9 protein-coding genes are annotated in these 10,129 nt (G+C 67.1%); 4 read left to right on the top strand and 5 right to left on the bottom strand.

Annotated features, from left to right (window positions below; translation table 11 throughout):
• Positions 1 to 21 precede the first annotated feature (21 nt).
• Both ACSQ1X_RS10230 and ACSQ1X_RS10225 read left to right on the top strand, forming a co-directional pair.
• Positions 22 to 1,155 carry an XdhC family protein gene (locus tag ACSQ1X_RS10230; RefSeq protein ID WP_436057597.1) on the top strand — a complete coding sequence of 378 codons (1,134 nt, stop codon included), beginning with the start codon at positions 22 to 24 and terminating at the stop codon, positions 1,153 to 1,155.
• 91 nt (positions 1,156 to 1,246) lie between these two features.
• Positions 1,247 to 1,867 carry an L-threonylcarbamoyladenylate synthase gene (locus tag ACSQ1X_RS10225; RefSeq protein WP_436057596.1) on the top strand — a complete coding sequence of 207 codons (621 nt, stop codon included), beginning with the start codon at positions 1,247 to 1,249 and terminating at the stop codon, positions 1,865 to 1,867.
• A 70-nt stretch (positions 1,868 to 1,937) separates the two neighbouring features.
• Here the strand turns inward: ACSQ1X_RS10225 and ligD are convergent, their stop codons facing one another.
• Positions 1,938 to 2,960, bottom strand: a complete 1,023-nt coding sequence (gene ligD, locus ACSQ1X_RS10220; RefSeq protein ID WP_436057595.1) for a non-homologous end-joining DNA ligase — start codon at positions 2,958 to 2,960, stop codon at positions 1,938 to 1,940.
• A gap of 162 nt (positions 2,961 to 3,122) precedes the next feature.
• Between ligD and ACSQ1X_RS10215 the strand changes: the two genes are divergently transcribed.
• Entirely contained in the window at positions 3,123 to 5,039 is a 1,917-nt protein-coding gene (locus ACSQ1X_RS10215) for an amylosucrase (protein WP_436057594.1), read from the top strand.
• A gap of 94 nt (positions 5,040 to 5,133) precedes the next feature.
• A complete protein-coding gene (locus ACSQ1X_RS10210; RefSeq protein ID WP_436057593.1) occupies positions 5,134 to 5,811 on the top strand; it encodes an alpha/beta hydrolase family protein in 678 nt (225 codons plus the stop codon).
• A gap of 10 nt (positions 5,812 to 5,821) precedes the next feature.
• Here the strand turns inward: ACSQ1X_RS10210 and ACSQ1X_RS10205 are convergent, their stop codons facing one another.
• The 4 genes from ACSQ1X_RS10205 to ACSQ1X_RS10190 form a co-directional block, all read right to left on the bottom strand.
• Positions 5,822 to 8,002 carry an elongation factor G-like protein EF-G2 gene (locus ACSQ1X_RS10205; protein ID WP_436057592.1) on the bottom strand — a complete coding sequence of 727 codons (2,181 nt, stop codon included), beginning with the start codon at positions 8,000 to 8,002 and terminating at the stop codon, positions 5,822 to 5,824.
• Between the two features lie 111 nt (positions 8,003 to 8,113).
• Complete coding sequence (locus tag ACSQ1X_RS10200) at positions 8,114 to 8,266, bottom strand: hypothetical protein (protein ID WP_156037040.1); 153 nt, start codon at positions 8,264 to 8,266, stop codon at positions 8,114 to 8,116.
• A gap of 138 nt (positions 8,267 to 8,404) precedes the next feature.
• Entirely contained in the window at positions 8,405 to 9,019 is a 615-nt protein-coding gene (locus tag ACSQ1X_RS10195; protein WP_436057591.1) for a PadR family transcriptional regulator, read from the bottom strand.
• An 85-nt stretch (positions 9,020 to 9,104) separates the two neighbouring features.
• Positions 9,105 to 10,124: a sensor histidine kinase gene (locus tag ACSQ1X_RS10190; protein ID WP_436057590.1), complete on the bottom strand. Its 1,020-nt coding sequence runs from the start codon at positions 10,122 to 10,124 to the stop codon at positions 9,105 to 9,107.
• Positions 10,125 to 10,129: the final 5 nt, after the last annotated feature.

Here is a 10,129-nt window from a genome sequence, read left to right as displayed (position 1 = left end):
GGCATCGGAGGTCAGGGAAAGATGCGTGACGTACTCGCCGCCATGATGCCGGGCTGGCAGCAGGGTGGCACCGCAGGGTTGGCCACCGTGGTGCGGACCTTCCGCTCAGCACCCAGGCCCCCTGGGGCTTCCATGCTGGTCACGGCCGCCGGCGAAGTCTTCGGCTCGGTCTCGGGCGGCTGTGTTGAGGGTGCCGTTTATGAGCTCGCCACACAGGTACAGGCAGACCACCGCCCGGTGCTGGTGAGCTACGGCGTCAGCGACGACGACGCCTTCGCCGTCGGACTGACGTGTGGCGGCACGATTGAGGTGTTTGTCGAGCCAATTTCGCAGGAGTCCTTCGCGGAGCTGGACCGGGTCCGTGAGGACATCGAGGCATCCCGCCCGGTGGGAGTTGCCACCGTGATAGAGCACCCGGATCCCGGCTGGCTGGGTCGCCACCTCGTGGTCCGGCCGGACGGGTTCGAAGGCGGGCTCGGCTCGGAGCGGGCCGATCAGGCCGTCGGCGACGACACCCAGGGCCTGCTGGCGGCCGGCCGTAATTCGGTGCTGACGTACGGTCCTGACGGCGAGCGCCTCGATAGCGGCATGTCCGTGTTCTTCGCCAGCTACGCGCCGCGGCCGCGGATGCTCGTCTTCGGGGCCATCGACTTCGCCGCGGCCCTGGCACGGCTGGGCACCTTCCTGGGCTATCAGGTCACCGTTTGTGACGCCCGCGCCGTCTTTGCCACCCAGGCGAGATTTCCCGACGCCGCGGAGGTGGTCCGTGCGTGGCCGCACCATTATCTCTCCGAGCAGCTCGCCCGGGGGCTCCTCGACGAGCGGACCGTGATTTGTGTCCTGACCCACGACCCCAAGTTCGATGTCCCGGTCCTTGAAGCGGCCCTTCGCGGTCCTCCGGTCGCTTATATCGGGGCGATGGGCTCCCGGCGCACCCACAACGATCGGATGGGGAGGCTTCGCGCTGCGGGCTTGAGCAACGAGCAACTATTGAAACTGCACAGCCCCGTCGGCCTGGACCTGGGGGCACGCACTCCCGAAGAAACTGCGGTATCGATCGGGGCCGAGATCATCGCCCTGCAATGGGGCGGCAGCGGCGAGCCGTTGGGCTCCCGCGCGGAACGGATCCATCATGACGAGGCCGCGGGCGGTTGATCGACGACGAAACCGTATGCACCACGCCCGCTGACCATGCAGCGGCGCGGCCCTCCGTGCAGAAATCAACGCCGGGCCATAAGCTCAGGGCATGGCCAGATACTTTGACGTGCACCCCGACGATCCCCAGCCCCGCGCGATCGGACAAATAGTGGAGCTGGTGAGGAACGGCGGACTGATCGCCTACCCCACCGACTCCTGTTACGCCCTTGGTGCACAGCTGGGAAACCGCGACGCCCTGGACCGGATCCGTTCCATCCGGCACCTCGACAGCAAGCACCACTTCACCCTGGTCTGCAAGGATTTTGCCCAGCTGGGCCAGTTCGTCCAGATCGACAACGACGTGTTCCGCAGCATCAAGGCTGTCACGCCTGGCAGCTACACGTTCATCCTTCCGGCCACCAAGGAAGTGCCCAAGCGCCTGCTGCATCCGAAGAAAAAGACCGTGGGCGTCCGCATCCCGGACAACGCCGTGGTCCAGGCGCTGCTGGCCGAGCTGGGCGAGCCGCTGCTCTCCAGCACGCTGCTGCTGCCCGACGAGGAGGAACCGCTCACCCAGGGTTGGGAGATCAAGGAGCGGCTGGATCACGTGGTGGACGCGGTGGTTGATTCCGGCGACTGCGGTGCGGAGCCGACGACCGTCATCGACTTCTCCGGCGGATCGGCGGAAGTGGTGCGGCGGGGCATGGGTGACCCGTCCCGGTTCGAGTAGTCGCTGTTTCGCCTGGCAGCCCTCATGGGGCAGCCCTCACGGGCAGGCGTCCACCGCGGCCCGGCCGGGTTTAGTCCTTCTTGCGAGCCCTGCTGGGCTGGACCCGCGGAGGTTCGCCGGGCATCTTGGGATAGTCCGGAGGGAACGGAAGCTCCCCCAGCCCGGCGCCGACGTCGCGTTCCCACCACTCGAGCAGCACGTCGATCTTCCCGGGTTTATCCTTCATGTCCGCCCATGGGTCTCCGACGGTCTTTAGCCGGTCCGGGACGGTGAGAATCGTGAAGTTCTTAGGGTCCGCGCCGCCCAGTTCGTCCCAGGTGATCGGGCACGACACCGGGGCGTGGCCCAGCGCACGGGGACTGTAGGCGCCGGCGATGGTGCGGTCGCGGTTCGCCTGGTTGAAGTCCACGAACACGCGGTTGCCGCGTTCTTCCTTCCACCACGCCGTGGTGACCTTGTCCGGCATTCGCCGCTCCAGTTCACGGGCAGCAGCGATGACGGCATGGCGGACGTCCAGGAACTCACGTGTCGGCTCCACCGGGGCGTAGACGTGCAGTCCGCGGTTCCCCGAGGTTTTGATGAACGAGGTGAGTCCGGCTTCCGCGAGCACGTCCTTCAGTTCCAAGGCTGCGGGGATCGCGTCGTCGAAGTCCGTTCCCGGCTGGGGGTCCAGGTCGATGCGCAACTGGTCCGGGTAGTCCGTGTTGTCGGCGAGTGACGGCCAGGGGTGGAACACCACGGTGTTCATCTGGGCGGCCCAGACGGCGGCGGCCGGTTCGTCCAGGACCAGCATGGGATGCGAGCGCGCACTCGGGAAGACCACCTTCACCGACCGGATGAAGTCGGGTGTGCCCTTCGGCGGGTTCTTGGAGAAGAACTGCTCGCCATCCACATTGTCCGAAAACCGCTGCAGCGCCACGGGCCGGCCGCCGTTCGCCGCGATGAAGGCGTCTCCCACGTCCGCCAGGTAGCGTGCAAGGTCCAGCTTGGTCAGGCCCAGGTCGGGCCAAAGGACACGGCCCGGACTCGAGATCCGCATGTCGCGGGGACCGTTCGGCCCGTCAACGGTGAGGGTGGTGGATTCGCTCGCCATGGTGACAACCTACCCCGCCCGCTCCGCCCCGTCAGTAGCTGGGGCCCGAATCGAAGAAACTTGGACCCGCTCACTGGGCACGCGCCTGCGGGTCTGTCAGGATGTGAACTGGCCGGTTGCCCCCGCGGGTGCCCGCGAAAATCGTCGAAGGAGACCCGTTCCATGGTTGAAGCCGCTGGTGTGGACCAAGCATTGTGGCAGCACGCACTGAGCGCCCTGGGCGCACAGGCGGACCTCATGCCGGAAGGTCGGGACAGCTCCGACTTCCGCCACCGTTTCGACCGCCATTTCCCGGACCTGTACCGGCTCTTCCATGCCCTGTACGGCACGCGGCAGGACTTCCGGGAGCAGCTGACGGCACTCGTGCTTCAGACTGCCCGTTCCTGGAACGACCGCCCGGCTGAGTTCAAGGCACTGGATGCCGAACGGGAGCGCAACAGCGGATGGTTCCTGTCGAACAACATGCTCGGCGGGGTCTGCTACGTTGACCGCTATGCCGAGGACCTCGACGGAGTCCGCGCCCGGATCCCCTACTTCAAGGAGCTCGGCCTCACCTACCTGCACCTGATGCCCCTGTTCCTGGCGCCGGAACCGCATTCCGACGGCGGTTATGCCGTCTCCAGTTACCGTGACGTCAACCCGAAGCTCGGGACCATGGAACAGCTGCGGGACCTCGCCGCCGAGCTGCGGGCCAACGGCATCAGCCTGGTGGTTGACTTCATTTTCAACCACACCTCTGATGAACACGAGTGGGCCCGGCGCGCGGCCGCGGGTGACCCGGCGTTCAGCGACTATTACTGGATCTACCCGGACCGCACCATGCCGGACGCCTTCGAACAGAACGTGCGCGAGATCTTCCCGGATGACCACCCCGGCTCCTTCATCGAAATGCCGGACGGCCGCTGGGTGTGGGCCACGTTCCACACGTTCCAGTGGGACCTGAACTACTCCAACCCTGACGTCTTCCGGGCCATGGCCGGCGAGATGCTCTTCCTCGCCAACCAGGGGGTGGACATCCTGCGGATGGACGCTGTGGCCTTCATCTGGAAGCGGCTCGGCACCCCGTGCGAAAACCTGCCGGAGGCCCACACCCTGCTGCAGGCCTTCAACGCCGTCTGCCGTCTCGCCGCGCCATCGCTGCTGTTCAAATCCGAGGCGATCGTCCACCCCGACGAAGTGGCGCTGTACATCGACCCCGCCGAGTGCCAGCTTTCCTACAACCCCCTGCAGATGGCCCTGATCTGGGAGGCGATGGCCACCCGCGACGTGTCGCTGCTGGCGCAGGCGCTGGAGCGCCGGCACAACATCCCGGCCGGGACGTCCTGGGTCAACTACGTCCGGAGCCACGACGACATCGGCTGGACGTTCGCGGACGAGGACGCCGCGGAGCTGGGCGTCAGCGGCTTCGACCACCGCCGCTTCCTGAATTCCTTCTACGTGAACCGCTTCCCGGGCAGCTTCGCCCGCGGCGTTCCCTTCCAGGACAACCCTCGGACCGGTGACTGCCGCATCTCCGGCACGACGGCGTCGCTCTGCGGACTGGAGCACGGCACCGGCCAGGCGGTTGACCGGATCCTGCTCGCCCACTCGGTGGCCTTCAGCACCGGCGGGATGCCCCTGCTGTACCTTGGCGATGAAGTGGGGCAGCTCAATGACTACGGCTACGCCCTCGAAGAGGGCCACGGCACGGACAGCAGGTGGGTGCACCGTCCCCACTACCCTGGCGAGAGGTACGCGAAGCGCCACGACCGGACGACGCCCGAGGGCGCAGTGTTTGAAGGGCTTCGCACCCTGATCTCCGTGCGGGCCGCTACTCCCGAATTTGCCGGAACGCGGCTGGTTCCTTTCACTACCAACAACCGGGGTGTCCTGGGCTACCAGCGGCCGGGCGAAGGATCCCTCGTCCTGGCACTCGCCAACTTCAGCGACTCACACCAGAGCATCACGGCGCAGACACTCTCCGGGTTCGCGGCCGGGGCAGTGGACATCGTCACGGGCAGCCCGGTCGCATTAGGCGAAGGAATCACCCTCCGGCCGCAGGAGTTCATCTGGCTGCGGGTCACCCCGGCCCTGGGCTGAGCCCGTTCATTGGACCACGCTCCGGGCACGGGTTAGCCGGGACCTTCGCGATTCCGTGTGCCGGCTGCGCAGGTATTTCCGGCATCATGGAATCATGCCCGTATCCGAGTCCCCCGTAACCATCAGCGTCGGCGATCTCCAGGTCTCCGGGCTCTACGCCCGGCCGGACAACCCGTTCGCCACGCTTGTCCTCGCGCACGGGGCCGGCGCCGGGATGGAGCACCCCTTCATGGCCGGGTTCACCAATGCGTTGAACGACGACGGCGTCGCCACCTTGCGTTTCAACTTCCCCTACCGCGAGGCCGGGCGGAAGTTCCCGGACCGCCCGCCCCTGGCAATAGCCACCTGGCGGGCCGTCATGGAGGATGCCGCCGCGAGGGCCGCTGCCCACTCCGACGCCGGTCCGGTGTGGGCGGCCGGCAAGTCGTTCGGCGGACGGATGGCGTCCATGGCTGTCGCCGAGGGAATGCCGGCGGCCGGCCTGGTCTACCTCGGCTATCCGCTGCATCCCCCGGGCAAACCGGAGAAACTGCGCGATGAGCACCTCTACGGGCTCACCCTTCCGATGCTGTTCATGCAGGGAACGCGGGACACCTTTGCCACCCCGGAACTCCTGGAAGGGGTGGTGGCCCGGATCGGGCCCACGGCCACGCTCCACTGGTACGAGGGCGGCGACCATTCGTTTGCGGTTGCGGGCAAGAAGCGTGAGGCCGGGGAGATCGGCGCCTCCGTGGCGGCCCCGGTCGCGGCCTATCTGAGATCACACTCCTGAAGCTGGAAATTCACTGCCTTGGGGCCGTGTGGACCATGTTCGGGGGTACGGGCTCGTGGCGAAGATACGTGCGCCGGAAACGGCCGGTACCGGCTGTCAGTGCCCGCAGTTCCACCGCGTAGCGCAGCAGTTCCTGCTCCGGGATCTCCGCGCTGATCTCGGTACCGCTGCCGTCGGCCGCGGCTGTTCCGGTCAGCCGGCCGCGGCGGGACGAGAGGTCGCTCATCACCGCCCCCACATAGTCGTCAGCGACGCTGATGGTGACGGCCAGGACGGGTTCGAGGAGCTGGATCCGCCCCGCGGCCGCCGCCTCCCGCAACGCCAGCGCACCTGCTGCCTGGAACGCCGCGTCCGAGGAGTCGACGCTGTGCGCCTTGCCGCCGGTGAGCGTCACCCGGATGTCCACCACCGGGAACCCGGCTGACACGCCCTTCTGCATCTGGGCCCGGACGCCCTTCTCCACGGAACCGATGTATTGCCCCGGAATGACCCCGCCCACGGTCTTGTCGACGAACTCGAAGCCCGCGCCCCGGTCGAGGGGCTCCACGTCGATGTCGCAGATGGCGTACTGGCCGTGGCCGCCGGACTGTTTGACGTGGCGTCCATGGCCCGTGGCCGGCGCCGCAAACGTTTCCCGCAGCGGCGTAATCACGTCGACGGTCTGCAGCTTGACCCCCTGCTCGCGCAGCCTGTCCAGCACCACTTCGCCGTGGGCTTCACCCATGCACCAGAGGATCAGCTGGTGGGTTTCTGGGTTCCGCTCCACCCGCAGCGTGGGGTCTCCGGCGGCCACCTTCCCCAGGCTCTTGGCGAGGGCATCCTCGTCGCTGCGGGTTGCTGCTTCCACCGCGACGGGCATCAGCGGCTCCGGCATGTCCCACGAAACAACGAGCAGCGGCGCCTCCTTGGCGGACACGGTGTCGCCGGTCTCTGCATTCGCCAGCTTGGCGATCGCGCAGATGTCCCCCGCCACGCAATAGGGCACGGGCCGGAGGCTGGACCCCACCGGGGAGTAAAGGTGGGTGAGCCGCTCGTCGCTGTCGTGGTCCTCATGGCCCCGCTCGGCCAGCCCCCGGCCGCTGACGTGTACCGCGGAATCCTCCCGCAGCGTGCCGGAGAAGACCCGCACCAGGCAGACGCGGCCAAGGAACGGATCGATGGTGGTCCGAACGACCTCGCCGGCCAGGGGGCCCGCCGGATCGCACTCCAGCGGCGCGGCCGGTTCGCCGGCCAGGCCGCTTACCTGCGGCACGCTGCGCTCCAGCGGGGAAGGGAACGCACGGGTCAGCATTTCCAGCAGTTCGGTCAGGCCGAGGCCCGTTTCGGCAGACGTTGCCAGCACCGGAAAGAAAGTTCCCCCGGCGACGGCTGTCTCCAGGTCGCTGACGAGCGCGCCGACGTCGATCTCCTCACCGCCGAGATAGCGGTCCATGAGGGTCTCGTCCTCGCTCTCCGAAATGATTCCCTCAATGAGCGTGCCGCGGGCACCTTCGGCCGCGGTGAGCTCCTCCGCGGTGGCTTCGCGTACCTGCGGAGCCGCGGATCCTGCGGAATAGTCTGACACTGTCTGCGTGAGGAGGCCCAGGAGCCCCGTGGTTGCGTCGCCGCTGCGCACGGGGAGGTAGGCCGGCACCACCGAGTCGCCGAAGGAGCGCTGGCAGGCGGCAACCGTGGCCTCGAAGTTCGCCCGGGGGTGGTCCAGCCGGCTGATCACCACCGCCCGGGGCATCCCGACCTGGTCGCACTCGGCCCAGAGCGCCGTGGTGGCAGCGTCGATGCCGTCGATGGCCGAGACCACGAACAAAGCCGCGTCCGCTCCGCGCAGCCCGGCGCGGAGTTCGCCGGTGAAATCACCGTAGCCCGGCGTATCGAGCAGGTTGACCTTGATGCCGTCCACCACCAGCGGGGCAACGGACAGCACCACGGAGCGCTGTTGGTGCACCTCGGAGGGTTCGGCGTCGCTGACGGTGTTCCCGTCCGTGATCGATCCCATCCGGGAGATGACGCCGGTCGCTGCCAGCAGCGCTTCCACCAGCATCGTCTTGCCCGCACCGGAGTGGCCTACGAGGACAACGTTGCGGACCTTCTCCGGCGAATCGGCGGGAGCCCCGGCGGAGGCGTCCGCCCGCCGGGCATCAGAGATGCCGCGGGCCGGGCTCTTGGACCGGCCATTTGAGCTTTTTACCGACATGAGCAACTCCAGGCGTCTTAGTCGTGAGCCGCCATGCGGCCTCTGTAAGACGATTCGACACCCTGAAGCGACCGAACTTCAAGAGGGAGATGCTGGCCCTGGCCTCCGGGGCTAGGGTTCGTCGTGCCACCACCCTTCCCAGGGGGTGGATGAGAGCTGCCCGCTCGGGAAAGCGCCCATGGAACCCGCACCGCCGGCATGCGGGTCCTTGTCCTTCCAGCCGGAATGAAGGGAGAGTGTCAACGTGCTCAAAAGAGTCATCATGGTGTGTCCTTCCGTTCGCTGCGTGGACCGCTGTGTCCAAGTAGGAATGAGCCTAACGGTGCAATGTTTCGCGGCAACGACGCAAGGTTTCCGGTGTGTATCGGTTACCTCACATGGCACTCCGGGTCCTTGCCGGGTTCACTCCGCAAGGATCAGGTACAGCGCCCGGCGGGCTTCATCAATCTTTTCGACGGCGGCCAGACGCTGTTCGTCGGTGGCCGCGACCCGGAACTGGTGGATGACGCCCATGAGCTTGCCGACGCTCTGGTGAAAGGCGGGTCCGGTGCCCTCGGGATCGGTGTTCCACGCGTTCCCCAGCTCCTCGGCATGTTCGGCCACGTACGCCGTGCCGGCATCGGTGAGTGTGAATTCGGTGCGCCGACCCTCACCGACGGGCGTGATGAGCTCTTCGTCGACTAGCTGCTGCAGCGTCGGGTACACAGAACCTGGACTCGGACGCCAGGCGCCGGACGTCTTCTCCGCGATCGTCTTGATCAGGCCGTACCCGTTGGACGGCGCTTCGGCCAAGAGCGAAAGAATGGCGGCGCGGACATCGCCCCTGTTCGCTCGGCGCGGGCCGCCCGGTCCAAAGCCCGGCCCGAAGCCCGGCCCAAAGCCGGCGCCGAAACCCGCGCCGAAGCCCTTCCCGAAACCGCCACCGCCGTGCCCGTGGGGTCCGCGCCGGCTGCGTCCGCGCTCGAAACGTCCACGTTCCGGGCCGTTGTCTGAAAATTTGTCGTGAATGCCTCTCATGAGGGCATCCTCCTTTGTATATTACGGTCGCCGACCATCGGCGATACTTAACGATATATCGGTAAGTATCGCCGGTCAAGGGTTTTCAGAAGGATCCCGGAATGGGCGAATTCGGCTTTCCGGCCAATGGGAGCGCCAAACGCATGGTGGTTCCGTCCGGCCCGGTCCGTGCGATCTGTACGGTGCCGCCGGCACTGGTAGCGATATCGCGGACCAGAGCCAGTCCGATGCCGAAGCTCCGCTGCGCTCCCTGCGGGCTCTGCGCCCTGACAAATCGATCAAAGATCCGAGACTGGTCCACCCCGCTTACGCCGGTGCCGGTGTCCGCCACCTTTATTACCGCGAGTTGCTTCTCAGCTGACGCCGTGAGCGTGATCCGGCCGCCGGCGGGCGTATGGGCCAAGGCGTTGTCGCCGAGCGCAAGCACGGCCCGGCGCAGGCTGCCCTCGTCAATCCGGGCCAGGGGCCGGCCCTCGCTGCGGACCACGACGCTGATGTCCCGCTGTCCTGCCAGCTGCTGAAGGCTCTCGGCCACGGAGGCAGTGATGGCGGTAAGGTCAACCGGTTCGGTCGATGGTTCCGGTGGAGCCCCGGTCGCGGCCAGCAGGAGTTCATTGACAATGCTGGTCAATGCGGCAGTGTCCCCACGGATCCGGTCCAGTGCCCGGCCCTCCGTCGAGTCCGGGACAGCGTCGCGCTGGGCGAGCTGGATCCGGGCATCCAGGATTGCCAAAGGCGTGCGCAGTTCGTGGCTGGCATCCTGGATAAACCTCCGCTGCAATGCCAGCGCCTCCGCCAATGGCCGGATGGCGCTGCGTGCGCTTGCCCAGCCGATGCCCCCGGCAAGAACAATCCCGGCGGCGCCCGCCATGATCAGGGCTTTGAGCAGGTCCTTCGCGTCGAGATAGGCATAGTCCGCCGCGGGCGCTCCCGAACCAGGCAGTTCCGGGTGGGCCAGCTGGTTCATCAGGTACAGGGCGGCTCCGGAGAGCAGGCACAGAACCATCACTGCACATGCTGCGCTTATCCGGAGGGCCACTTTGAGCGAGGCCGTTCGGAGAGTGGCATGGTCGGGGCTGTCGCCGGGGGGCGTCGTCTCATTCATGTTCG

It is taken from the genome of Arthrobacter sp. LjRoot78 (genome assembly GCF_964254335.1).
In the GTDB taxonomy this organism is placed as follows: domain Bacteria; phylum Actinomycetota; class Actinomycetes; order Actinomycetales; family Micrococcaceae; genus Arthrobacter.
Note: the sequence above shows the minus strand (reverse complement) of the source record. Positions and strands in the feature narration are given on the sequence as shown.

Bases quoted from the DNA above. Each gene is read 5' to 3' on its own strand.
- ACSQ1X_RS10230 (WP_436057597.1), top strand. From the start codon at position 22: ATGCGTGACGTACTCGCCGCCATGATGCCGGGCTGGCAGCAGGGTGGC.
- ACSQ1X_RS10225 (WP_436057596.1), top strand. From the start codon at position 1,247: ATGGCCAGATACTTTGACGTGCACCCCGACGATCCCCAGCCCCGCGCG.
- ligD (WP_436057595.1), bottom strand. From the start codon at position 2,960: ATGGCGAGCGAATCCACCACCCTCACCGTTGACGGGCCGAACGGTCCC.
- ACSQ1X_RS10215 (WP_436057594.1), top strand. From the start codon at position 3,123: ATGGTTGAAGCCGCTGGTGTGGACCAAGCATTGTGGCAGCACGCACTG.
- ACSQ1X_RS10210 (WP_436057593.1), top strand. From the start codon at position 5,134: ATGCCCGTATCCGAGTCCCCCGTAACCATCAGCGTCGGCGATCTCCAG.
- ACSQ1X_RS10205 (WP_436057592.1), bottom strand. From the start codon at position 8,002: ATGTCGGTAAAAAGCTCAAATGGCCGGTCCAAGAGCCCGGCCCGCGGC.
- ACSQ1X_RS10200 (WP_156037040.1), bottom strand. From the start codon at position 8,266: ATGATGACTCTTTTGAGCACGTTGACACTCTCCCTTCATTCCGGCTGG.
- ACSQ1X_RS10195 (WP_436057591.1), bottom strand. From the start codon at position 9,019: ATGAGAGGCATTCACGACAAATTTTCAGACAACGGCCCGGAACGTGGA.
- ACSQ1X_RS10190 (WP_436057590.1), bottom strand. From the start codon at position 10,124: ATGAATGAGACGACGCCCCCCGGCGACAGCCCCGACCATGCCACTCTC.